Source organism: Stenotrophomonas sp. 22DLJC03, from assembly GCF_056861405.1.
The window spans coordinates 66829-92590 of sequence record NZ_JBSPUG010000001.1; the positions used below are offsets into that span (position 1 = coordinate 66829).

Consider the following 25762-nt stretch of genomic DNA (forward strand, 5'->3'; position numbering starts at 1 on the left):
TTGCGGACACTGGCCGGTTGCATCCATACGCCTGCGTAGCCAAGTGACGAAAGCCCTTGGTGCGCTACACTTTGCGGTCTAGAAATCTATACAACAGTCGCGCGCGTGCGTGCGGTTATGGGAGCGCTAATGAACTGGTTGAACGAGGTGCTGAACAACGACCCGAATCCTGTGGAAACCCAGGAGTGGATCGAGTCGTTGAAGGCCGTTATTGATGTCGAGGGCTCCGAGCGCGCGCATCAGCTGCTGGAAGGCATGGTGGAACTGACCCGTCGTTCGGGCGCCTACCTGCCGTTCTCTCCCACCACCGAGTACGTCAACACCATCGAGCCGCAGCTCGAGGCCAAGAGCCCGGGCAATGCCGAGCTGGAATGGCGCATCCGTTCGATCATCCGCTGGAACGCGATGGCCACCGTGGTCCGCGCCAACCGCAAGCCGGGTGACCTGGGCGGCCACATCGCCTCGTTCGCTTCCGGCGCCACCCTGTACGACGTGGGCTTCAACCACTTCTGGCGCGCCCCGAGCGAAAACCACCCGGGCGACCTGCTGTTCATCCAGGGCCACAGCGCCCCGGGCATCTACGCGCGTTCCTTCCTGGAAGGCCGCATCAGCGAAGAGCAGCTGGACAAGTTCCGCATGGAAGTAGACGGCGGTGGCTTGTCCTCGTACCCGCACCCGTGGCTGATGCCGGAATACTGGCAGACCCCGACCGTGTCGATGGGCCTGGGCCCGCTGGCCGCCATCTACCAGGCGCAGTTCATGCGTTACCTGGAAAACCGTGGCCTGATCGAGAAGTCCGACCGCAAGGTGTGGTGCTTCATCGGCGACGGCGAGAGCGACGAGCCGGAAACCCTGGGTGCCATCGCCCTGGCCGGCCGTGAAGGCCTGGACAACCTGATCTTCGTGGTGAATTGCAACCTGCAGCGCCTGGACGGCCCGGTGCGCGGCAACGGCAAGATCATCCAGGAACTGGAAGGCGTGTTCCGTGGCGGCGGCTGGAACGTGATCAAGCTGCTGTGGGGCGGTTACTGGGATGCCCTGCTGGCCAAGGACAGCGACGGCGTCCTGAAGAAGCTGATGATGGAAACCGTCGACGGCGAGTACCAGAACTGCAAGGCCTTCGGCGGCGCGTATACCCGCGAGCATTTCTTCGGCAAGTACCCGGAAACCGCTGCGATGGTCGCCGGCCTGAGCGACGACGACATCTGGCGCCTGAACCGTGGCGGCCACGACCCGCACAAGGTGTACGCCGCCTACCACCAGGCCGTGAACACCAAGGGCATGCCGACCGTCATCCTGGCCAAGACCGTGAAGGGTTACGGCATGGGCAGCGCCGGTGAAGCGCTGAACCCGACCCACCAGACCAAGAAGCTGGACGACGAAGCGGTGCGCCACTTCCGCGACCGCTTCAACATTCCGGTGACCGACGCGCAGCTGGCCGACGGCCAGGTGCCGTTCTACCACCCGGGTCCGGATTCGCCGGAAGTGCAGTACCTGCAGGAACGCCGTGCCGCGCTGGGCGGTTACCTGCCGCAGCGCCGCCGCAAGGCCGACAAGACCTTCGTGGCGCCGAAGCTGGAAGCCTACGACCGCCTGCTGAAGAGCAGCGGCGAGCGCAGCTACTCCACCACCATGGCCTTCGTGCAGAGCCTGAACATCACCCTGCGCGACAAGGAACTGGGCCCGCACATCGTGCCGATCGTGGCCGACGAAGCCCGTACCTTCGGTATGGAAGGCCTGTTCCGCCAGATCGGCATCTACGCGCCGTTCGGCCAGAAGTACAAGCCGGTCGACGCCGACCAGCTGATGTTCTACCGCGAAGACCAGAGCGGCCAGGTGCTGCAGCAGGGCATCAGCGAGCCGGGTGCGATCAGCTCGTGGATGGCCGCCGGTACCAGCTACTCGGTCAGCAACGTGCCGATGCTGCCGTTCTACATCTACTACTCGATGTTCGGCTTCCAGCGCGTGGGCGACATCGCCTGGCAGGCCGCGGACATGCGTACCCGCGGCTTCCTGCTGGGTGGCACCGCCGGCCGCACCACGCTGAACGGTGAAGGCCTGCAGCACGAAGATGGCTTCAGCCATCTGGTGGCCGGTGGCATCCCGAACGTGCGCAGCTACGACCCGACCTTCGGCTTCGAAGTGACGGTGGTGCTGCAGCACGGCACCAAACGCATGATGGAAGACCAGGTGGACGAGTATTACTACGTCACCCTGATGAACGAGAACTACACCCACCCGGAAATGCCGGAAGGCGCGGCCGAAGGCATCGTCAAGGGCATGTACCTGCTGACCGACGCCGGCAAGCCGAAGAAGGGCGAGCTGCGCGTGCAGCTGCTGGGTTCGGGCACCATCCTGCGCGAAGCCATTGCCGCCGCCGAGCTGCTGGACAAGGACTTCGGCGTGACTGCCGACATCTGGAGCTGCCCGAGCTTCAACGAACTGCGTCGCGATGGTTTCGACGTGGAACGTGCCAACCGCCTGCATCCGGAAGGTGAGCAGCGCAAGGCCTACGTGACCGAGCTGCTGGAAGGCCGCCAGGGCCCGGCGATTGCCGCCACCGACTATGTGCGTGCGTATGCGGACCAGATCCGTGCGTTCGTGCCGATGTCGTACACCGTGCTGGGTACCGATGGGTTTGGCCGTTCGGATACGCGTGCGAACCTGCGCCGGTTCTTTGAGGTTGACCGCTACTACATCGCCCATGCCGCGATTGCGGCGCTGGCGAAGGAAGGGAAGATGACCGCGAAGGATGTGGCCCGGGCGATCAAGCAGTACAAGATTGATCCGGAGAAGGCTAATCCTGTTGGGGTTTGAGTCTTAGTTGGTTCGTGCACTTGGGAAAGGGGCGGCCACTGGCCGCCCTTTTTCTTTGGCTTTCAAGCCGTGGAAGTAAATGTGTAGTGGCCCAAAAGTCAATGCTCCGCACCACCCGCTGACACAGGGGTATACGCAATGTCCCGGTGATCAACTTCAGCCCTGGCAAGGGCATTGCTGCTCTTTGCAAGAATTCCAGCGAGCGATCAGCCGCGTGACATAGAGTTGGCAGTCGCAGCGGTTCTAGCGCGCGTAACTCCTCTTTAGAAGTTCGACCCAGCAGCGCTCCCATTACCCTCGGCTTAAGGCCTTGCCGTCAGGACGGATTAGAGCGTTGCAAGCACTCCTCAATTGTCCCCGACGTCGGGGTACGACTCGCTGGAGCGCCGGTCCGGATGCAACTTCTACGCTTCCTATCCCCCTATCCGAACTCCCCGCAAGAGCTGCATAATCGCCGTGTCTTCGGAGAAGCTCTACAGGGGGAGCTGTGCTGGTAATACCGAATATGCCGCATCAGGACTCGACCGGATCGGAACGGCTAGTCCTCAAGTTACTTCGTGGGGTTGATTGGGGGCACGGTGCTCGTGCGCTGAACAGCCTGAATCTCCCGGAGCACCTCTACCAACGATGGGGCGAGATCGACTTCTTGGTGATTGGTCCCCGCGGCTTGATAGCTATTGAGGTTAAGGGCGGGGACGTGTCCTGCATCAACGGACGCTGGACCTACACGGATCGACTCGGTAGGGTTGTAAAGCGTTCCAAGTCGCCAGTGGTGCAGGCTAAGGATGCGTACTTCTCACTAATCCAGAACTATGTCGAAGGAGCCATGGGAAAAGGCTTCGACACATCCGTGCCCGCAGGGTTCTGCGTAGTGATGGCGGGTGCGGCAAAAGGAGAGCTGACTGGATTGTTGGGAACACCCGAGTTGCCAGAAGAGCTGACTGGCACACGTGAGGACGTCGCGAATCCTGCGGCGTTCGAGGCCTTCCTAACGCGCGTAGCGAAGCATTGGCAGAACAAGAGTGGGGCGAAGCGTGAGATCGCCTCCCGAGACGTCGATCTTCTGGTTAAGACCCTCAGGCCAGAATTTGACAAGGTCAGGCCCCTCGCTCTTTCTAGCGAACAGGCGATTAATCAACTGATCGAGTTGACGGAGGAGCAATACGAGGCTTTGGATCACTGGGAAGGAGCTAGTCGCATCCTTTGCTTGGCGCCTGCCGGATGTGGCAAGACATTGATAGCCGCGGAGCTCTTCAAGCGATCCAGAGCTGAAGGGGGGGATACCATAATGCTCTGTGGTACCGAAAACTTGGCTAGAGCTATAGGCATAGCACTTGGAGATCCCGGCAGGGTGCTGTCGCTGCCAGGCCTTGAATCGATGTCGGCCGAGCAGAGGCCATCCGCGGACTTTCTGGTGATAGACGAGGGTCAACAAGCTCTTGATCCGGAGCGGATGGGGATGGTCGACAGGCTCGTAAGCGGCGGGCTACAGCATGGCCGGTGGGCTTGGTTCGGAGATCCCAATTACCAGCTAAGTATCGACCCTGATTTAGCCTTGGTTTCGATCAGTAAACTCCGGAAATTCTCTTCCGTGCAGCCGAGGCTTCGTAATAACTGTCGAAATACTCCGGAAATTGTCAAGTTCGCCGAGCTGGCATCGGGAGTCAAGATTGGACATGCCCTTGCAAAGGGGCACGGACTCAACCCAAGGACGCAGGAAGTCACGGTCGAAGATGGGGCACTCCCTGTTGCTATCGGGATACAGGTGCGCGACTGGATATCACAAGGAATTCCCGCGTCAGAGATTTGCATCATCGTGGCGGGCCGCGTTGCAGCAGAGGTGTCGCGTGGGAGCGGGGTGGTGGGCGGATTCGATGTCGCGCCTTGGGGGGAAATACCAGCTCCGCCAAACATTGTCCGATACTGCGGCCTAGACGATTTCAGAGGGCTAGAGTCTCCCTTCATAGTCTTTTGTGTCCCCTCCTTCGAGGGGGGGGATCTGGAGCTCTCGAAGATGTTCTATCTAGCGATCACGAGAGCGAACTTCGCACTGACAGTGATTGCTCCCCAGCAGGTGATGGAGCGATTGAAAGCCAATGTCGAGGCGTCACTGGTTGCATCATTAGGATGAAATTATGGAAGATTTAGTCAAAGGGCGGGCCCAGTTTGCGCAGTACATCAGGAGCGTCCTCATAGGTCCCATGCAAGGAGATGACGAAGAGATTGAAGGCACCCCGCTTCTGCGCTACATGATGGGGATGCTATTTCCCCGGCAGGGTGAGATAGAGCTCGCTGAGGACGGGACAGAGGAGGGTGCTAGGGCGGCCAATGGCGAGTCCGAAGAGTCGAGGGATTCCGGCCGGCGCTCTCTGGCGTCATCCGTCGGACTGAGTTTCCTAGTGCCTACCGACGTTAACTTGTTAGCTACCGTTTCGGCCGGCATCTATGAGCGTACAGATGGAGGAGCTTCGTCGCGGCGTGACAAAGCAGCGTGGCGTCGCAGGCAACTTCCGAAGGAGAGCGCTGGAATTGCCCTCTCTGACGGAATAAGCAAAGCGAGTGTTCTTGGGGGGCGTGCCTCGCTTTACGTGAATTCCAGACCTTGGGGTGAGGGACGGAGGCTAATCACAGTAACTTTGGTGAATGCCAAACCGCCCTCCAAGACGCTCGACCCCGCCGCCGTGCTCTTTCAGTCGAGCCTAACGGTTGCTGCCCTTGATGGTGAAATCCTCCCATATCCACAACCGGAGTCCGCATTGGCGGTCGGTAAGGAAGAGGTTGAGTTGCGCCACCTGTACAGGGATTCACCGTCTTTCGCTCGAGGTCACGGCGCGGCGGCTATGTGGGATACGGAGTCGAAACCATGTAAGAAGGTTTGGGCCGACTTCCTTCCCGCGTGCGAAGTCCGCTCGGCAACGTTCGAAATTCGGGCTCCCACCCAATTAGATCCTCGCTATAGCGATGTAGAGTTCCTGGCCTTTCATCCGGAGCCGGGCGAGATCCAACGCGTCCTCTATGGGCTGGTCTCGGCCTTCGAAGCATGGGTGGAAGAAGAGGACGGCGCCGCTCGTAGCGCGGGAGCTAAAGCGGGCGCGAGTCTTGCTAGACGCTGTCGCGAATGGTGCAGGCGCATGCGCGACGGTGTTGAGGCATTGTCTGACGACGCAACCTTCAAGGCCTTTCAGCTTGCTAACAGAGCAATGCTGTGGCAGCGGCAGATGTCGGCAGCTGGTAGAGATGGACCTTACGCTCCTTCGATGGCGCGCGGGGTGCCTGAGCTCGGTCGCGGCTTAGGATTCAAGTGGCGGCCATTCCAGATTGCGTTCTTCCTTGGCACCATCCGCTCGCTTGTGGACGAGTCGTGTACGGAGCGGGACGTCGTGGACGTCATCTGGTTCCCCACGGGCGGTGGGAAGACCGAAGCATATCTGCTCGTCGCGGCCTTTGAGCTGCTGCGTCGTCGTATTACCAGCAGAGGGACTGATGCAGGTACGGCAGTGATGAGCCGCTACACCCTCCGCATGCTAACTACGCAACAGTTCCAACGAACCGGAACACTAATTTGCAGTTTGGAGCTGATTAGGCGGTCCAACCCAGGCGCACTTGGGCAGTGTCCTTTCAGTGTTGGGTTGTGGGTGGGCAAGAGCCTTACTCCGAACAAATTCAGTGTTGCCGAGGAGATGCTCGAGCAATGGGATCTTGGCAATCCGGATGCCAAAAATCCATTCCTGGTTGATCGATGCCCTGCGTGTGCCACGTTACTTTTGGACCACGTCAATCAAGTCGCTGGAGTCTCTTGCAGTTCTTCCAGCTTCAAGTTCCACTGCTTGAGCCCAGCATGCCAATTCCATTCTGGGTTGCCATTGCAGGTTGTCGATGAAGCCCTGTACAAAGACCCTCCCTCGATCTTGCTCGGTACGTTGGATAAGTTCGCCGGGCTCGCTTGGGACCATGGCCCGCGGACCTTCTTTGGAGGGCCGCGTGGCGAGCGACCTCCTTCTCTAATTATTCAGGATGAGCTCCACCTGATTTCTGGGCCTCTGGGGTCAATTAGTGCTCCCTATGAGATCGCTATCGACGGAATTATTAGAGCTAAAGGCGGCGGCGTTGGGCCCAAGGTTATTGCCTCGACTGCTACGATCAGGAACAGTCGGGAACAAGTTCGTGGGCTCTATGGTAAGTCATCAACTGTTTTCCCGTCCCCCATCAATCGGTGGGACGATGCATTTTTCTTCCGTTTGCAGAATCCATCGGAGAAGCCTGGGCGACTCTACATAGGCGCAATGGGCCAAGGTACGACTACTCCCGTTGTCTCCATGGTTTGGAGCGCTGCCGCGCTCCTGCAGGCAAGCGCTGAGACTCAGCTTCCCGGGGCGCTGGCTGATTCCTACCGAACGGTGTTGGCCTACCTCAATAGCCGTCGAGAGCTAGGCCGAACGATTACGGCCGCCTCTCAGGAAATTCCGGATCGCATGAAAGCGATTGCCTCCGCCGACGACAAGGTGAGGGACATAGGCGAGGTCATGGAACTCAGTTCGCAAATGACGAAGGACATGGGTGAAGCCATCCGAGCTCTAGAGCGTAAGGGGACGGAGAAAAATCCAGCCATTGGCTTTGTGCCTTGTACCAGCATTATATCGGTTGGCGTCGACGTAGATCGTCTGAGCGTAATGCTAGTTAATGGACAACCAAAGCTAACCTCGGAGTACATCCAGGCATCGAGCCGCGTTGGACGGTCCGACGCAGCGCCGGGTCTTGTGCTGACCCTCTACTCGTCCGCGAAGCCACGAGACAGATCCCACTACGAGGATTTCCTTGGATACCACCAAGCCTTCTATCGTTACGTGGAGCCGACGAGTGTGACGCCGTACGCTCCTCCGGCACGGGAGCGCACTCTCCATGCTGCGCTCATAACGCTTGTCCGCCATGCGACCCAGTTCGGTGCAAACGAATCGGCGAGGCGAGTGGACTTCACCAAGGAGCCCCTAACGAGCCTAGTCGATAATTTCAAGGATGCGGTCTGCACGGCCGACTCGTCCGAGGCGGACGAAACTAGGCAATGCATAGATGAGTTCGTACGACTATGGATGGACGTCGCCGCGAGCGGATCGCAGCTTTCATACGTATCGGGAGGACGGCAGCATCCGACCGGGCTGATAAGGGACTTTGGGGCCGAGGAGGTGCTGGGCTATCGTCAGGCTATGCGCTCTGTTCGCAACGTGGATCCCGACGTAGTTCTTTCCCCCGTGGAGGAGGCCTGAAATGAGCTCGAAAAGGTCCATTAGGCGTGGTCAGTTGGTGAGCCCTTTCGGTGTGGGTGCGATTTTGGATGTCGGTTCGGAGTCCTTTGCAGTAACAGACATCAGTCGCTGGAATATTAGCGGCCTCTCGCGGATTCAGGACAGCCGGTTAGAGAACAAACTGCGCAACCCCATAAGGACACCGTCAGGGAAGGAAAGTGAAGCCTCCGTAACCATTAGCCGATTCCCTCGCTGGCAATTCTGTCCTAAATGCCGTCGCATGCGGCGTATCAGCTCGGCCGAGGATCAGGCCCGGAAGTATAAGCCACCAAAGTGCGAGCACTGCAGCCCGAGCGTTGAGATGACGCCGATGGGTTTCGTCACCGTATGCGCGGAAGGCCATCTCGGTGATGTCGATTGGTACATTTGGGCGCATCGTCAAAGAAGCACCATCAATGGTGTTTGCTCGAGACAGACCTCGGATCTGTATTTTGAAACGTCAGGTCGTGGTGGTGGCGACTGGTCGTCCATTCGGGTCCGTTGCGGGTGCGGCGCCTACAGCGATTTTTCGGGGTTGGTACAGGTAGAGGCTCCAGCTGGAATGCGTTGCGGAGGCGGTCAGCCCTGGAAGAAAGAACGGTCACTATGTGCATCGTCTGTCTGGGTCTACCGACGTGCAGCAAGCAATCTTCACTTTCCGAGCCAAGTCTCTGCGCTTGACCTTGCTCTAGCTCATGAATCTGAGGTCCAGTCAACCAACCTTGTCCAGACCTGGATGGGTGATGGGCTGTACGGAGTGATCGAGATGGCGCACGCGCACCTGAAGGACTTAGATCGAACCTTGGCCGCGGTTAGTAATCAAATAGAAAGGTTTGCAGAGCGACATGGGTGCACTGTGGATGCAGCCCGGTCGGCATTGGCATTGGCGCTATCGGGAGAGGATGAGGCCACGAATCACGCTGAGAGTGAGGAGATGGACTCGCCCGACTTCCGATCGCAGATCCTGCGCGAGGAGTGGGCTGTCCTTGCGAACGGGCGGGATGTCGCTGGCAATACGCTCCAGATCCGCCGAAACAAGATCCCTCCTTCATGGTCTGCGGAGCTGAAAAGGACCGTTCAGGCGGTTTCGATGGTCAGGCGGCTTAGGGAGGTGCGCGCGTTGATTGGATTCAGGCGACTTTCACCGAGCACTGACAACCCGCTTGTGCCTGTTGATCTTGGAACGTCCAGCTCCCGCTGGTATCCGGGAGTCGAGGCTTGGGGAGAAGGAATCTTCATTCAACTCTCCGAGCCAGAGGTCGCTGCTTGGGAGCAGCGAGTACGAGCGACGATGGCGGTTAAGTTGGCGCGGATGGCACCGAAGGTGGCGGCGATGGGATGGGATGAGTCCATGTGCGCGACCAGGTTTCTGCTCTTGCACTCGCTAGCCCATGCTATCGTGCGCAGGCTTAGCTTCGACGCGGGCTACTCCGCATCTTCGATCCGAGAACGAATTTATTCGGCAGCCGGGTCCCAGCCAATGTGCGGAATATTAATTTACACGGCAGACGGGGACTCCGAGGGATCGCTAGGAGGCCTTGTCAGGATGGGAGATCCAGGTCGATTCGGAGCGCTGTTGCAGTCAGCGTTACAGGACATGGCTTGGTGTTCGGCAGACCCGGTATGCAGGGAAACTGAAGTCAGTGGCTTGGATGGTCTGAATGCCGCATCGTGCCATGCCTGCGTATTGGTCTCGGAAACGAGCTGTTCCTACAACAACAGCGCACTCGACCGGAGAACATTGGTTCGCATTGGTGAAATCGAGCCATTTTTCAATGTTGATGAGCTGGTGCGATCAGGGGAGAGCTAGTCGATGAGGTTTCCTAAGTTCACAGAGCTGGACAAGGAACAGCGTGCTATTTACGTCGGCGCTCCATCCAACGAATCAATACTCGTGATGGGCCCTCCGGGAACTGGAAAGACTGTTTTGGCATTCTTCCGGGCCGCGGAACTGCAGAAGAGGTACGAGAAGCAAAAGGAACAGTCCCGAAAGCCATTTGTCATCATGTTTAACCGCACTCTCAAAACCTATGCCTCCAAAAGAGAGGATGGCGTGGCGACGGGGGTTGGCTGCTCCACGATGAACCAGTGGGCGTGGGCGTGGTACAAAAAGGCAAGGGGGGGTTCACCGCCGTCGCTGGCGGGTGCTCGGTCTGTCTACGATCTTGATTGGGATGGGATGCTAGGACCGCTGCTTGAAAAAGCAATGAGCAGCTCTGAAAGAGTCAATTGGGGGCATCTAATCATAGATGAAGGTCAGGACTTCCCCCCTGGCATGTACCGGACCCTTTCAATCCTAGCGGGATTCATCTGCGCTCAAGGCGGGTCCCCCGCGGTTACGGTTTTCGCGGATGACAACCAGCGACTTAGCGAAAGGTCGAACTCGACGCTGCAGGAGATCGAAGAGGCGCTGTCCCTCAAGAAAGATAGGGTGTATCGCCTGAGCAAAAACTATCGGTGTAGCAGGCAGATCGCCGAGTTCGCCCGGCACTATTACGTCGGCCTCCGCAGCGGAACTCCCGACCTCCCTACACGGCTAGGTCCCTCGAAACCCAAGGTCGTAGTCGCGGGGAGCCTGGAGGTTGTCAGACGGAGGATCGTCGACTTCGTAAGTGCTCGTCGCCAGCTTGACGTCGGGGTGCTCTGTGCCAGGGAGTCGGAGCGTAAGAAGATCTTCAACAGTGTCAGCCACCGAATTAAGGATACTGGCGTCCTCGTCCAAACGTACTCGAGTACATGTAGCGACGTCCACCCCCCGGAAAAGCTAGTCTTCGACAAGGGAGGCTCTGTGACGGTGCTAAATTTTCAGAGCGCGAAGGGTCTGGAGTTCGATGCTGTATTCATCATCGACCCATTTTCGTCTGGACCCGGTGCGGTGGGTGTGCAGTCGAAGATGCAGTTATACGTCATGGCCTCGCGAGCGAGGAACCATTTAGAATTACTGTTGATGAATCCGCCAGACGATCTTGCTGGCTTTCTTCCTCCAGAGGAGCTATATGAGCAAGCGCACGAGTAATCGCAAGCCGGCGGCTGCCAGGCTTAAATCGTGGTACTTGCCATTGCATCAGGACGCATATTTCGAGGCGCTTGCCACAGGGGTGACTCCAGTCACCCAGGGAGCGGTGACCAGCATCGATGCGCTGGATCGACGGCTTCTGCGAAGGGAAGCCCATGGACTCGACTATGGTTCCGTGGGCTTGCTTGAATTGGCAAGAGCTCCATCGGAACACGGCTACGTCTTGTTGGGAAATTGCAGCGCCTTCTGGCTTCGTAGTGACGACGATCGTTCCGAGCTAGTGGATAAGTTGGAGCTTTTCCAAGACACGGTGCCGGAAGCCCTTCCGCTCCGTGTAGATGCGGGTCTGTTCGAGGGAAGGGACACAAGCTGCGGCGTCGCTGGTGGAGAGCTCGACCTTTCCATGGGTGAGGGTGTCCAGACAGCAGAAGAGCCGGCCTCTGGCACCGAGATGGCGCCCATCGTCATTCTCTCGGGCGCCATTGCTATGGCGCGGCATCGTCTTACGGAGCTCGGCATATCTGCGGACTTGCTCCCAGTGATCTTCCGTCTTGCGGACACCCTTCCGCCAGAAGAGCGCTGGGCAGCCGCCGTCGCCGTGGGTGCAGTGGAAGGGCTGATTGACTTGTTTGCATTGGATGCGCCGGTCTCGGGAGAGGAGTTGCTGGTCATTGCCGAAGCTGCGGAACTCCTTTCAAGCATGGATGCCGCGATGGGCATCGAGCTCAATGACTTCACTGCCCGCCTGCATCAAAGATGTAGTAGTGACTCGGGAGCTAAAGCAATTGCCAGCAAGTTCCGTGAAACGATTTCACGGCTCTCGGACAACCAGCTGGAGCTCAATACGGCGCGAATTGATGACTCAGGCCACATCGGACTGCGGGCACTGATGGTGTTCTTGCTCGCGCCTGAACCTGACGACTTGCTCCGATGGTTTTCTGCGCGTCAGGATGTTGGGAGCAGTGTATCTATACTTGCGGCTATATTTTCAGGTCTCTACGGCGGGCTGAGCGGAGTACCAAGGCACGTCAAGGGGCCAAGTGGTCCATCTTTCCTGTCCATCGGTTTGCTCTCTCATTCGATGCTTAATGCAAGCATGGACTACGCAGTCGAGCACGTCTGGTCCCAGCGCGGCGAAGAGCTAGTCGAAATGAAGGTGAGTGGCTTGCGGTTTGCGCAATCAGTAAAAAAGCCCAGCCCAGTCGTATCCCTTTTACTTGAATCAGTTCGAGGCGTGGGTGGCGTTGCAGAGGTAAATGCGGAGACTGGCACGGTCACCGTTGGGATGCCAGCCGAAGCTGCTGACCGAAGCGCAGTCGCTTCAGTACGATGCTCAAGATGGTTCAAGGGCTCGCAGGTCGTTGAATTTAGCTTGCGCCTTAGGCGTCCAGGTAAGGCGGGCCACTCCCGGGAATTGTTGGAACGCCTGCTGGATGCCGAGCTTGCCCCTGTACTTGCGAACTTAGGAAGTGGCACTAGCGAGGTGATTCTGTTGACGGAGGTGCCACTGGAATGCGACGACTTCGCTGCGGCACTGAGAGGAGCGCTTTTGGTGCTCCACGAGAGGGCCGAGTCGCTCGGACTAGTGCATCAGGCGCAGGGGGCGGCCAGAAAGCGTAGTTCCACGAGATCAAGGAAGAGTGACTCGCCTGATATAGCTATTTAGGCGGGTGCTGCCGGAAGACTCGCAGCGATCTTGTAGTTGAAGTGCCTGTGTTATTTGCCGAACATCTTTCTGCGGAGCATCGAAGATAGTACTAATTTGTGCTTTGAGGTCAAGTTCATTGCAATGGAGCAAGGCATTCGTTGGCGTGCCACTTTTGCCCCGAAAACCAGTGGGCCGGAATTAGATGAATCCTTTCACGTGGTAGAGGAGTTCCTGAATTTTTCCAGCCTGCCCTTGTCGGTACAGCAAGGTCGCGAAAGAACTACCTAATTTGCTTTCGCATAGGTACTCTGAACCTGCCTAGAGAAAATAGGATAAAGAATTTACTGCTTCAATGCTTAAGTCGCCAGTTCGGCAGTCCTACTCCGCTAAGCAATGAAATCTTGCTACAGGCAGTAGCTAAGCTGGTCGTGTGTAGTCGCGCCCAATGAAGGTCGAGCCACTAAGATGCATTAGAAACAGGCGGTCACTCAATGCTCAACGACCCGCAGCACGCGTAATGAGAGATTGCTGGGAGGCCACGGATGACAGTCTGGACTCTACGGGCAGTCGGGCTTGGCTCGGAGCGGAATGCTGGCCAAGTGCACGCTTGTGAAATGGCTAACTCTTGAGCGGGGCGATCCCCTTTAAATTTTATTTGCCTGATCCGAACGGTGACGAAGCACTACTAAGTTGCGACGATGGTTCCGCCTCGGCCAACTCTTCAGTACGCTTAGCCGAATTAAGTCTCCCTTTGCTATGCAGTCGCGCTGGCTAGTGCGTCGTTCAAGGCTCATCTTAAGTATTGGAAAATTTTGATCATCGGAGCGACAGCCTCCCGATGACCCGCGTTTCGCGGAGTTTGCGGCGCCAGCTCTCGAACGCTTTTCCTGCCCAGAGCACTTTGGTCACAGCTCTTCTGCATCGTCTCGCCCCAGGCCTGCTTGGGGCGATGTTAATGAGCGGCACCGACTTCCAGCGGACAGCCCGATGCCTGCTTCGTTGCACCAATACTCCACTGACTAGAGCCAGCTTCTCGAAAATTAGCACCTGAGGCCATCCTCGCTGGGCCAATTCAGTCACTGAGTGACGCATCTAGTTGCATTGCGTCGCAATTGACCCCATAAATCCACGATCGCTAACGTGGACAAATGGAATGCTTTCACTAGCCAACAGGCCGATTGAAGATGCCATCCGCTTCTTTGCCAAGTACGGAGTCGAAGCGGGCTACTTGGTCCCTACCAAAACTGGGCTCTCCAAGTCGATCATGGATGCCCATGCGACCTTCCGAGAGTACTTGCTGGGTGTTGGATACCATGACTTCAACACACAGGCCCAAGGGCCCGCGGCGAAGGTTCGACAGCCTGTCAAGGTATTGACGGTAGGGGGGTGGGAGGATCAGTTCGTCTCGCTGTATCGGCCGGAGACGAAGTCTGGAGATCCACGAGCTTGGATCACTCGTCTAGGTGACTATGCAGAAGCTGGCGATCTAGTCGCGATTCTGCACGATCACGGCCAGCTTTATGTAGTCAACACGAGTCGAAAAGGCCTGCTGGAGTCTGGCGGCGATCCCAGCACGCCTCTTGGCAGACTTCTGGCTAGCATTGGGGCTCCTAGTGATGTGGCAGAGGAGCTGTTGCATAAGTTGCGTGAAATACACAACGAGGGCCCCCTCCTAACCGTCACGTCAGGCCCAACCGGTGTCGGAATGACTTTGGAGCGTAGGCTTGGCATTGCACCAAATAGCCGTAAAGAGCCTGACTTCAAGGGCATCGAGCTAAAAGCATCGCGCTCTAAAAAGGGAGGGCGCAAGAGCAGCAATCGCATAACGCTGTTCTCACGCGTTCCAGTTTGGAAGGAAAGCCCGGTGAAGACCGGATTGGCTCTGCTTGAGGCCCACGGCTATAACGATGAGGATGGCCGGCTCCAAATCTATTGCACCCTCAGTGCGAAGCCAAACTCCCAAGGTTTCTATCTTGAACTCGAGGGTGGTGTTCTCTATGCGAGCCGCACCATTCACGGGCGCACGGAACGACTGCTCTGTTGGAAAGTCGAGGATCTGCAGCGCAGCCTGGCTGATAAACATCGAGAGACCTTTTGGGTAAAGGCTGTAAGCAATGGTGCCGGCGAACGTGAGGAGTTCCACTACATCGAGGTGGTCCACACCAAGGGGCCGCTTGAGGCGAATATCCCGGAGCTTCTGGCCATAGGCAAGGTTGAGCTAGATCTTGTAATGCACCGAGTTCCCGCGAAGCGGGCAGGGACCTATCGAGTTAGGGACCACGGGTACTTGTTCAAGATTCGCCCGCAAGATCTAGACATGCTCTTCCCGCCAGCAAAGCATTACATGCTGGATGGCAGCAGCTAAGAACATCCAGTAATGGACCGAATTGAACGGGCGCGCTAACCGCAGCGCCCGTTCAACACTTGGTCCTAGTCCTTTTGCTTCTTGGTGGGCTGCAAAATCTTCGCGAGATGCTCGCCAACTGACTGTGCAAGTCCGACCGGTACAGCGTTTCCAATCTGAGTGTACTTGGGAACTTCTCGATCGAAAATTCCCTCTCTGGGGTTTCCTGCTCGGCGGATGCCGCCCGTGGTTCGCTTTCCCGCAAACCTGTACCAGTCTGGGAACATTTGGAGGCGAGCCCATTCGCGAACAGTCAAAACGCGTGGCTGCGAGAAGTGGACGTAGTCATCTGCGAGGGATGTTGCAGTAATCGTGGGGCCCTCGGCACCCCATCGTGCGGGTAGCAAGCGCTGTGCAAACTTCTTCGTCTGGAACTCGCTTGGCACCTTGCCGCCATTCGCGTGCATGGCACGGAACTTGGCGAGGACATGTGCACTGTGCTTGCTGTATTCATGCTCAGTGACGATGTCGCCCTTCTTCAGCGGTGAACCACCAGCCTGCGGGGTACGAAGCAATTTTTGTATCTGCGTGCGTGCGGCTGACGGATAGTGAGTGGTCGATCCACCGTTCTCGTAATCAGGATCAACCAGATCGCCCAAAAGATCGATTAAGTCCGGCGTCTGGATGTCAGATCTTTTCGCAGGCAAGTAGCCCCGAAGGATTGCATCCTCAGGGTTTCCTTCTCGCTGGATACCGACGCCAACGTCATCTCGGATACCAACCATGAGTACGCGTGGGCGATTCTGGGGAACACCGTAGTCCTTGGCGTAGACAAGAGAATAGGCAACGGAATACCCAGGGATATCTTGATATGTGCCCAAAATATCCTTGAAGATCTCGCCCTTCGTCCCACCCTCGGTCCACTTGCTGTTCAGCAGGCCGCGAACGTTTTCAAACAAGAATGCGCGGGGCCGCAGTCGATGAATGATCGCTGCCATGTCCTGAAAGAGGTGGTTCGAGGGCAATTGTTCTTTGTCAACGGAATAGGAGCGCCGGTGCCCAATGCCAGAGAACCCCTGGCAAGGCGGGCCGCCGACCAAGAGATCGAGATCGCCGTTGTCAATGCCGAAAGTGTCCTTGAGTCGAGACTCAAGCGAGGGCAGGAATTGCTTGTCAAGGACCATGCCCTTCACATCCGAGGCGCTGTATCCCTGCTCACCCAGCCACTCGTGCCGCCCCACGCGATTCTGGATGTACGTTGCCCGAGCATGATCATTGAGCTCGTTGACGAAGACAGGCGTGAAGCCGGCTTGCTCAAGGCCAAGGGATAGGCCCCCGCATCCCGCGAAAAGGTCCACGACCTTGAGGGTCTTATCTACCACTGTAACTCTCCTAACTCGAAATTCTGGTCGGATTCTGGGTTGAGGGTGTCTCAACGCCCGCGACGGATCTTGCCAATCAGGCGTGCGATGGCGCGCTCTCTTGATGCTGTGGACCGAAGTTCGCACTCCCACACTGTGAGGACTCGCCAGCCCATGGCGCGAAGAGCGCGATAGTTCCTGACGTCACGGCGTTGGTTGTTTTCAAACTTCTCTTTCCAAAACAATGAGTTGGACGCAGGAATCCTGCCTTTCTGGCAGGAGTGCGCATGCCAATAGCACCCATGAACGAAGATCACAGTGGCGTACTTTGGCATAACAATGTCCGGCCGTCCAGGCAGGGTGCGGACGTGCAATCTGAACCGGAACCCCAGAGCATGAAGTGATCGTCGGACGCATAGTTCGGGCTTTGTGTCAAACCCCTTGATTAGGGACATTCGAGCACTGCGCTCCTCGATAGTTAGTGTATCTGCCATTGGCGCTGTCTCCTTTGCTCATCCCCTAGCGCCTTGTGGGGGCTAGTGGCTCGCTCGAAAGTGTCTCAGCCCATCTTGGCAGTTTGAGTGTGCCTGACTCTTCACTTGGGCCTGCTCGCCCATCTATTCAGGGAGTTCCGATTCGATATGAGTGGCCACCAGCACTACCGCCGGGGCCGCGAGGAAAGCCGGTGAGTCTTTGCGCTGGGCACGGCGAGTATCTTTGTGCTCAATGGAAGTGACGCCGTGGGGGCAGGCTGCAAGGCAGAGACACGTGTCTAAGGCCTACCGTTGCACCTGCACCCGCTCGGTTGCCATCACTGTCAACGCCACACAAGCCATCTTCAACCCTTCCATCACCCGATCCCCGAGGTATTCCTCGGGCGCGCCGTTCTGCCGAGTCCGCTCCGCAGCCAGCATCAACTCCGCCACCACACGCAGCCCCGCCAGCGCGCAATCCGCATCCGCCAGCTGAAGGCGCCGCCCAGGTAGTTGATGCCGCTCCGGCCAGGGCTGGCCGTCCGCAGCCGCACCGGTTCCGATGCGGTGCAGCGTGGCGACGAAGGCGTTGGGATCAACGGACGGCTCGCGCTCGGCGTCGGCGTTGTCCGGATCGTACTGCGCGTGCAGGGAACGGAAGTCCGATGTGTTCATGGCAATGCTCCGTACAGGACAGATAGCAGCGCCACCGATAAAGGCGGCGGACGATGCGTGGTTCGAAAGCCGGACAGTAACCAAGCCGGTGGGTCCGAAGACCCCCACGCACCGCCCGCCATGGAACGCGAACGGATTGCCAGCCGGCGCCACGCAAGGTGACGCCGGCTGACAAGCGCAAAACACAAGGCTACTGAACGGGCTTTCGAACCCCGCGCCACCCTTTTCCGGTGGCACGCCAAGAGATACCCGTGCAGCAACCAAATGCCAAGAAACCACAGGACTGATGATTGCCAGTCCTGACGCTTTCGGCATTGTCGCACACGGTGTTAAGCCAGCAAGCGATTGCGCTGCAACGGTCTTGAAGGGCTTGGCGCTATTGGCCCCAAGCGCAGGAGCGCCCGCAGCCAGGGCGATGGCCTAGGGCCAATCGCGACAGATTGAACCAGCGGTTCAGCCGGGCGGCGCCTCGGCCGTGGGCACGAAAGTCAGACGGACCCGTACCCGCGCATGCAGCGCGACGCCCTCAATCACGACCGGATCAAAGCGCCATTGGTCCACTGCGGTAAGGGCAGCACGATCAAGTTCCCGCCGTCCGCTGGACCGCGCCACCATCACGTTGGAAACGTGGCCCAGCTCATCCAATTGAGCAACCAACAGCACCGCCATGGGAGCCTGCAGGAAGGTATCGGGCGGCGTGGCGAGGGCCGTTGAATACAGAAGGGCGGGTGCGTGCTGCAGCTTGAAGGTGGGGTTGTCACCGGCCTCTACAAACACTTCAGTGGAAACCTGCGGATCTGCCGCCATGGCCATGGCAGGTGTAGCGCCCAACAGCATCAGAGCAAGGTTCAGTGCCAGGGCGGTGTTCAAACGGGGCATACGTGGTTTCCATTCCGGTGCGCTGCCAGCATAGCGGCCATCCACTGGCATCGCTTGCCTTGAATGCTGGTGTGCCGGACTGCTGCGTGGATCACACAGGCACACCGGGCCGTGGCCACAGCGCATCGTCACGCTCCAGGTCGTAGTCGCTGCCGAACGCCAGCGCCGCCTCGCGTGGTGGGAGGTCTGCGTAGCAGCCCAGCAGGTACTCATCCATGCCTGCATCGCGATGGTCGATGGCGAACAGGTGGAGCAGCTCCTTGTCGAAGGCTTCCAGCCATGTGGGGTCGATCTTGGTCATGAGCATCCTCCAGAGGGGGAGGGGAGGATGGCTGGAGTGCGTCTCAAAGGATGCGAGGTGAATCCGACGTGGTTCCGAATCTCATAGCGACCTGATTGCCCAGCGAAGCTGCCGGGGTAGAACCAATTCCTGAACACGCCCTGCCTCAGTGCTGAGGCGTAGCAGGGCTAACCAGAACTCTTCACTTCCGGTCGCATGCGTGTGCCTCTAATCTACGCTCAGCCACAAACGGAAAGGACGCCACTCATGGAGTTTTCCAAGTTGCCTGCCAATCAGCCCACGGCTGGAGAGTTCTTCAAGCTTCGCCCCGACGCTTCCCGTGGAGGAAAGGGGCATGGTGTCGTCTTTGAGAACGAACAGTCTTTGCTTACGCCGCCCCGACTGATCCTCCGTCCCGAAGCGGGGGGCTTTCCGCCCTTGCTCGAAATGCCCCGTTTGGTCCTACATCCGGAGCTGGGGGATCCGCCGCAGGATCTGGAGGGCGGAATGAGCGGCTACTGGCTTGTGTCAGAGCGTCTTTTCCAAGTGATGGAACAGATTGATCCTGACGCTTTCCAGTTCCATGCAGTGGACTATCGACTGGCCGATGGCTCTGCGGGACCCGCGTATCACCTCTGCGACGTGGTGCGCACCCTTGATGCGTTGGATGAGCAGTCATCCAAGTTGAAGATCATAGTGAGCGATGAGTACGAGAACGGGAAGTACTATCGGCTCACTGGTGATGTGAAGCTGGCCTTCGATCGCCAAGTGCTGGGATCTGCGCATGTTTTCAGGCTTCCATTCCATGGAGGCGTCTTCTGTGACCGCATCTTCAAGGACGCTGTTGAAGCGGCAGGCATCACTTCGCCTCAGCGTTCGAATGGCCTGTGGTTTGAGGATGTCGTGAACTGCTGAGATCCGAATCAAGGATGGGGTGACACGTATGGCGCACCGGACGCACTTCCAAGATCATCATGCAATAGAGCAGCAGACGCTGAAGAACAGTGAACTGCTCGACAAGCTGCAGCAGTCTGGAAGGTTCAACATCCACGCGGTGGAGAACAGAATCTTCCTGCCTGCGAGTCCTCAGCTGGCAGACGCGCTTGGAATCACTCCGCATAGCGGTGGTCCACTCCGGGCGTACCAGGACGGAATGCTGGAATGGCTGGACGAAATCCAGGAAACACGCGACGGTAAAGCAGCAATAGCAGGTGATCCCGCCGCCTTGGACAGGGTGACCAAGCGGGTTGAGCAGCTGCGGGATACCGTGAGGGCTGGTCTGATAAATGGTGACCTGTACACCAATACGCCGCTTGGCCAGACTCCCGCCTCCACTTCGCAAAGCGTCCGCAAGTTCTTTGATGAGGTCCCCGACTATCACAGACTGAATATTCGACAGGTTCAGTTGCTACCGACGCTGTCCAGCGTCGACCAGGGTTGGGGGGCGGTTGCAGGTTCGGAAATGCGCGTCGTGCGCACACTCGACCAGATCGATTCCGAGCAAAAGGCCATCACGCGTGGTGGCAACGTTGAGCTCCAGCGCCACGGTTTGTCCGTTGCCATATCAAACTCGCATCATGTTGGGCGTATCTCACTCTCCGAACCCAGCATTCAAACTGTCGAGCGCGTTCTGGGTGAAGAAGCGGCGCATCGCATTCGGTCTCCCTACGCTCAGGGTGGCAGTGCCTCACTCGACCTCCTTCTCGGCGAAGCCTCCACGAGCCACCTGATCCGCTCCGGCGGCCTGCTCGCCTCTGGCGCCGACGCCGTCATCACCGCCCGCCGCACTTCGCGGCTGCTGGAAGAAGGTAACGGCACCGCCGCCCAGTCCGAACTCACCCACGCTCTGGCACGCAACGGCGGTGGCTGGGTCGGTGGCATGGCCACCGCGTCGGTGATCGGCACGTCCAGCTTCGTCCCTGCGGCCATCGTCGCGGGCGATGCGTTGCTGATGAGCAAGGCGTTCGACAAGGGCGCCGATCTGCTCGACAACCGCGCCGTCTACCGGCAGACCGACAAGGCCGATGTCACGTGGCAGTTCGATGGCCGCAACTGGCAACGCCAGGCAGTCATGGACAGTGCGGGCGATGGCCTGGGCAATCCGGCTGAGCGCAGTGTCGGCGCCAGTTACGAGAAGGCCCGCGAGCTGGGCGCATACGCCCATGTAAAAGCGGTAGAGCTGGCGCTGGGCAAAGCGCCGCCGCCACAGGATCCTTTCAGCATCCCGGCGAAGGACGGCGAGGGCCGTCTGGACAATCCCAACTGGCACCGTGACGCGCAGACCGAACAGTGGACGCGGCAGGTCAAGATTGGCGTGTCCGGCGCCAACGACCGCGGCGTGTATGAGACACAGATCGCCAGCCCCGAGCGCGCCAGCGAGCTGAATCGCGAGGCGGTGCAGCGCATCGAGAACAACATCGCCAACGGCAAGGCCGCCATTGCCGCCAGCTACCTGGAGACCCGTGCTGCTACACGCGCCAGTGACTTCGTGCCGCTGGTGCCGGAAGCGGTAGAGCAGGCCCGTGCAAGGCCCGACGCCATCCATGGCTCGGACAACCAGCTCTACCAGCGCGACGAACAAGGGCAATGGAACCACGCTGGCCAGATCGCGCAGGGCAACATGGCGCTGGAGTTGGAGCTGACCCGCACCATCCAGCAGCCGTCGCTCGATCAGTTCAACCAGACCATTGCTGCGTTGGACGCGCGGCCGTTGCCGTCTGCGGCGGAAGTGAACCAGAACGAGCTGCGCCACAGCTACTACGCTGCGGGCGTCGCGCTGTCACCGGCGTGGGAGCAGGCGGTTGCCCTGGCCACGGCACGCACGCGCGAGCAGCACGGTATAACCGGGGCCACGCTACAGGAGCTGGGGCCTGTAGCCGAGGGCAACGCAGGCGCCTCCCGGCCCATCACCCATTACCAGGTACACCAGGATGGCGTGGCGCGCGCCGTAGCGACCACCAGCACGCAGGAGCTGCAGGCCGCATGGAATGAGGTGCGGGCGCGTGCCAATGAGCAGGCGCCGTTGCCGGACTCGCCCGAGCTGCGCATTGCCGCGCTGTCGGCGGGTGAGCAGGAGGCTTACCGGCAGGCACTGCAGGAGGCCAATCGGCAGGGGGCTGCGCAGGTGGATGCTGGGCAGGCTGCACGAGCGGCCGCGCAGGTGGCACATGGCGACAAGCCATCTGAGCAGGACGTGAGCGTGGAAGTGCGGCCGGGAGAGCCGGCCACTGCGCAGCCCATCGCGCCTGCAGCGGTTGCGGCGGCGCCGCCAGCGGTAGCGGTCCCGCAACCGCCTACGCCCGTCCCACAGGACAAGCCCGAGTTTCAGCGGCACGCCGAGCAGCGCGATCCGCCGCGGCGTGAGGCGGAGCCCCAACCTCAGCCCCATCCAAACAGCGAGGCGCCCACCGAAAACCGTGCCGCCTCACAGACGCCGGAGCCCACCGGGCCTATGCAGGCGCACCCGGCCGCACCTGAGCGCGCGATGCCACACGCTGCCGCGCCCCTGGCGGCGGCAACGCAGGCAGCGCCCACACAGCGCACAGAGCAGGCACCGGAGCCGGAGCCGGAGCAGATGGCTGCACCTGTGATTGCTCTCACTCCACAGCAGGACATGGCAGTTCAGGAGGTCGAGCCGGTGCCCTTCAAGGAGCCGCTGCCTGCTGAGCCTGCGCGCGATCCATGGCCTTTGGAGCAGGAAGCGGCACAACACGTGCCAGAGCCCGAACCGGCTCCATTGGATGACCTTCAGCCCGTCACTGCGGCTGTCACTGTTCCTGCCGAGCCGACGATAGCGCCAAGCCCTGAGCCGGCCGCGCCCGCACCCGCACCGGATGAGGCATCGGCCCCGAATCGGGCGCTGCAGGACCCCACGCAGGCCGGTCACCCCGATCATGCGCTGTATCAGCAGATCCGCGAGGGCGTGGAAGCGCTGGATGCAAAGCACGGCCGCAGCTTCGATGAAGTCAGCGAGCGCATGACCGCCAGCCTTCTGGTACTGGCCAAGGACAACGACCTGGAGCGGGTGGACCATGTGCTGGTGAGCAACGCTACGCGCGAACACCCAGCTGGGCACACGCTGTTCGTGGTGCAGGGTGAGCCAAGCAATCCGGCACATCAGCGCGCTGCGATGCCGACCGAGCTGGCGGCGCAGATACCGGTGGAGGAGTCACTGCAGCAGTTCGACTCTGTCAGCCGTGAAGCGCATCAGCGTGCGCTTGCGAATCAGATGGATCAGCAGCTGGAAGACCAGCGGGTGCAGCACGACATACAGATTCGTGCGGCGAGTATGTGATGGCAGCCGCTGGTTGGCTACGAATGTCGTTGAGAATCACAGCAGGGGTAGCGCCGCTCAGCTGCGCATTTGGTCGGCCTGGACAAACGCACTAGCAAGAACGATCACGCCATCGTCGAGGGGGATGGTACATCCGGGAATCTTCACAGAAAGGCGCAACAATGAATCCAGATGGGTGAAGGCGATGTAGCGAACATCATCCGCCTTGCCTCTCTGCCCAGCGAACGAATTCACAAGTCCCTGAGCGATGCTCTGGATGATCGAGAAGAGGTGGTCCGAACGGTCGATGTACTGCGCGAGACGCAGTATATCTTCCAGAACCCAATCAGGACTGAGGTCCAGTGTGTACTGCCGCTCACGACTTCCGTTCGTCGCTATGAAAGCGACCTTGCCGAATACGCCTAAGGCGCCAACAGTTCTTCCATCTCGCCGGAACTCGTACTGGTATTCGATGCCCGCGCTACCATCGGATGAAGGATCCGGAAGCATCCTGGGCCTCAGGATGGAGATTCTGCTCTTCTCATCTACGGCCGACTTCTCTTGAGGTTCGAAGTTGAATGGCATGAACGTGGTCACCAGTGTATGTGGCTGCATCACACCCTGTTGCTCAATGCGGTAGAGCTCAAAGCGAAAAGACGAGACATCGAGGTCAGAGACGCCTCAGGCAGGAAGATTGACGGCCTCAGCCGAAGCAATGCCTGCCGGGGCAGGTGAGGTTAACAGGGGCTATCAACCTGCCTGGACCTGCTGCTGCGGAACAAACAAGCTGCCTAGAACTACTTCTTCGTTCTGTAGCTGAATTCTGTCCGCTGGCATTGCGATGCCAAGTTGAAGAAATGAATCAATCCGAGCGACTGCGATGTAGCGGATGCTCTCAAAAATGCTGGGTTGATTGGAAAATACATTAACCAGTCCCTGCGCGACGGCGCGGATGAATGCAGAAGCTTCATCGGAATTTCCTATTTCCTCTTTGAAATCGATGATCGATTTCAGTACTTCACTGGTACTAAGGTCCAATGTGTAAATTCGCTCACGGCCGTTCTCGTCAATCGCAAGCGTTTCTGTTCCAAAGATGCCAAGCGATGCTATCCGCTCACCGTCACGACGGAAAGTGTATTGATACTCAGTGATTTCGCTTCCATCGGGCAGAGTCGCAGGTAGAACCCGTGGATAAGAAATTCTCACCCCGCTGGGTGCATCGAATGCAGAGTTGGAGTCGGGCCTGAACTCAATGGGCATCTTCTTTTCCTGGGATTGGTGCTGATGATGAATGTGGCGTGCCTTTGCGCTGCTGGTCTCCGGCTTCAGGCGCTGCTACTGCACCGGGCCGCGAATCACGGTAGCGCCGTACACGGACTCCGGCCGAAACCGATGCGAGGAGGCGGAGCAAGCGTCGTGTCTGTGGCCAAGGTCTGTATCCGCCAAGATTCTCCTGGCCCCACACCAAAGAACGCATTCTGCCCGCTGTCCCGTTCGGTGGGCTCATCCTGCTCAGATTGCGACACGCGGACTGGCGAACGTGTGTCATCAGCAATTCCATTGCTTTGTATTTAGTGAATATACGACTCCCTCCCGCCGCGCTCCACATCCTCGCCCGGACGCACCGCCGGAATGCACGCTGGTTCACACATTCAGCAAGCCGATCCCGCAGCTTGGGCCTCTCCACCTGCCCCCCATCCCACCTATGCCATCATCCAGCCAGGACCGCAGCACCCATCAAGGCTGAACAGGCATGGAGCAGGCAACACGCTACACCGCAACGCTTTATCTGGCCGCCCCCGGCACCCCGCTGAAGAGTGGGGGCATCTCCCCGCGCGGCCATATGTACCTGCAGGTGGCGGCGGGCGACGAGGCCCACAGCTACGGCTTCGCACCGCCGCGGCACGCGCCGGGCGAAGCCCCCACCGGCGTGCAGTACGCACAGGTGCGCCACGACGATGCCGACGAGCATCTGGACCCGTACTACAGCCGCACCCTGGAAATCACCGAGGAGCATTACGGCTGCCTGCGTGACTTCGCCGAGGAACCGGCTGAGTTCGAATTCGATGTCGATCGCCCGGCCACCATCAACCGTTGCAGCGATTTCGTTTGGGCCGCCCTGCACTATGCCGGCCTGCATCCGCTGCCGGCGCCACTGGACGGCGGCAGTAACCTGGGCGAGTTCGCGGTGCTCTTCAACCTGCCGGAAATCCAGTGCATTGCCGCACCGTTCCCGGGCAGCGATCTGAATGCCGAAACCCATCACGCGATGCCCGAGCGCGAGGCCGAACATCATCGCCAGGGCGACCGTGCCAGCGATGAGCCGCCGCCGACGCCGATTGAGGTGGCCGGCACGCTGCTGGACCCCTCACACCCGGACCATCGCCTGTTCGCGCAGCTGATCCAGAAAGTGGCCGAGCTGGACGCCGCACACGGCCGCCCGTTCGATGCGGCCAGTCAGCGCATCAGTGCCAGCCTGCTGGTGCTGGCCAAGCAGAACAATCTCTCGCGGGTGGATCACGTGCTGCTCAGCCAGCCGACCAAGAGCAGCCATGCCGCCGAGAGCATCTTCATCGTGCAGGGCGATCGCAACGACCCGGGGCACCGCCGGGCCAGCATCGCCACCGAGGTGGCGGCCAAGACCGATGTGGCCGATTCGCTGCGCTTGAAAGAGCAGTAATCCGCGCGCTTGCCATACGCGCGCCGGCGCACGCCAC

At 59.2% G+C, this 25762-nt stretch carries 17 protein-coding genes; 10 read left to right on the top strand and 7 right to left on the bottom strand.

The window, feature by feature from the left end:
• Positions 1-129 precede the first annotated feature (129 nt).
• The 7 genes from aceE to AC13GA_RS00345 all read left to right on the top strand — a co-directional run bounded on the left by aceE (position 130) and on the right by AC13GA_RS00345 (position 15125).
• Positions 130-2817 carry a pyruvate dehydrogenase (acetyl-transferring), homodimeric type gene (gene aceE / locus AC13GA_RS00315; protein WP_046984452.1) on the top strand — a complete coding sequence of 896 codons (2688 nt, stop codon included), beginning with the start codon at positions 130-132 and terminating at the stop codon, positions 2815-2817.
• Between the two features lie 505 nt (positions 2818-3322).
• Positions 3323-4948, top strand: a complete 1626-nt coding sequence (locus AC13GA_RS00320; RefSeq protein ID WP_482997322.1) for an NERD domain-containing protein — start codon at positions 3323-3325, stop codon at positions 4946-4948.
• A gap of 508 nt (positions 4949-5456) precedes the next feature.
• A complete protein-coding gene (locus tag AC13GA_RS00325; protein ID WP_482997323.1) occupies positions 5457-8078 on the top strand; it encodes a hypothetical protein in 2622 nt (873 codons plus the stop codon).
• A gap of 1 nt (position 8079) precedes the next feature.
• Positions 8080-9906 carry a DrmB family protein gene (gene drmB, locus AC13GA_RS00330; RefSeq protein WP_482997324.1) on the top strand — a complete coding sequence of 609 codons (1827 nt, stop codon included), beginning with the start codon at positions 8080-8082 and terminating at the stop codon, positions 9904-9906.
• Positions 9907-9909: 3 nt separating this feature from the next.
• Positions 9910-11112: an ATP-binding domain-containing protein gene (locus AC13GA_RS00335; protein WP_482997325.1), complete on the top strand. Its 1203-nt coding sequence runs from the start codon at positions 9910-9912 to the stop codon at positions 11110-11112.
• The gene (locus tag AC13GA_RS00340) at positions 11093-12778 is read left to right on the top strand and encodes a hypothetical protein (protein WP_138464187.1); all 1686 of its coding nucleotides are present in this window, start codon (positions 11093-11095) and stop codon (positions 12776-12778) included. The genes AC13GA_RS00335 and AC13GA_RS00340 overlap by 20 nt, the downstream gene beginning before the upstream one ends.
• 1135 nt (positions 12779-13913) lie before the next feature.
• The gene (locus tag AC13GA_RS00345) at positions 13914-15125 is read left to right on the top strand and encodes an MvaI/BcnI family restriction endonuclease (RefSeq protein ID WP_108270599.1); all 1212 of its coding nucleotides are present in this window, start codon (positions 13914-13916) and stop codon (positions 15123-15125) included.
• A gap of 65 nt (positions 15126-15190) precedes the next feature.
• On the opposite strand, the gene AC13GA_RS00350 is transcribed toward AC13GA_RS00345, so the two are convergent.
• The 5 genes from AC13GA_RS00350 to AC13GA_RS00370 form a co-directional block, all read right to left on the bottom strand.
• Positions 15191-16486: a DNA cytosine methyltransferase gene (locus AC13GA_RS00350; RefSeq protein ID WP_482997326.1), complete on the bottom strand. Its 1296-nt coding sequence runs from the start codon at positions 16484-16486 to the stop codon at positions 15191-15193.
• 50 nt (positions 16487-16536) lie between these two features.
• Entirely contained in the window at positions 16537-16959 is a 423-nt protein-coding gene (locus AC13GA_RS00355; protein WP_108270597.1) for a very short patch repair endonuclease, read from the bottom strand.
• Positions 16960-17244: 285 nt separating this feature from the next.
• Complete coding sequence (locus tag AC13GA_RS00360; protein WP_482997327.1) at positions 17245-17613, bottom strand: hypothetical protein; 369 nt, start codon at positions 17611-17613, stop codon at positions 17245-17247.
• Positions 17614-18066: 453 nt separating this feature from the next.
• Positions 18067-18492, bottom strand: coding sequence for an energy transducer TonB (locus AC13GA_RS00365; protein WP_482997328.1), 426 nt, complete (start codon positions 18490-18492; stop codon positions 18067-18069).
• A 91-nt stretch (positions 18493-18583) separates the two neighbouring features.
• Positions 18584-18793: a hypothetical protein gene (locus AC13GA_RS00370; RefSeq protein WP_482997329.1), complete on the bottom strand. Its 210-nt coding sequence runs from the start codon at positions 18791-18793 to the stop codon at positions 18584-18586.
• Between the two features lie 246 nt (positions 18794-19039).
• On the opposite strand from AC13GA_RS00370, the gene AC13GA_RS00375 reads away from it, so the two are divergent.
• Entirely contained in the window at positions 19040-19687 is a 648-nt protein-coding gene (locus AC13GA_RS00375) for a DUF1629 domain-containing protein (RefSeq protein WP_482997330.1), read from the top strand.
• 28 nt (positions 19688-19715) lie between these two features.
• A complete protein-coding gene (locus AC13GA_RS00380; protein ID WP_482997331.1) occupies positions 19716-23066 on the top strand; it encodes an XVIPCD domain-containing protein in 3351 nt (1116 codons plus the stop codon).
• Between the two features lie 57 nt (positions 23067-23123).
• Here the strand turns inward: AC13GA_RS00380 and AC13GA_RS00385 are convergent, their stop codons facing one another.
• Positions 23124-23630 carry a hypothetical protein gene (locus AC13GA_RS00385; protein WP_428709663.1) on the bottom strand — a complete coding sequence of 169 codons (507 nt, stop codon included), beginning with the start codon at positions 23628-23630 and terminating at the stop codon, positions 23124-23126.
• A 165-nt stretch (positions 23631-23795) separates the two neighbouring features.
• Positions 23796-24305, bottom strand: coding sequence for a hypothetical protein (locus AC13GA_RS00390; protein ID WP_482997332.1), 510 nt, complete (start codon positions 24303-24305; stop codon positions 23796-23798).
• Positions 24306-24798: 493 nt separating this feature from the next.
• On the opposite strand from AC13GA_RS00390, the gene AC13GA_RS00395 reads away from it, so the two are divergent.
• Positions 24799-25725: an XVIPCD domain-containing protein gene (locus tag AC13GA_RS00395; protein ID WP_482997333.1), complete on the top strand. Its 927-nt coding sequence runs from the start codon at positions 24799-24801 to the stop codon at positions 25723-25725.
• Positions 25726-25762 lie beyond the last annotated feature (37 nt).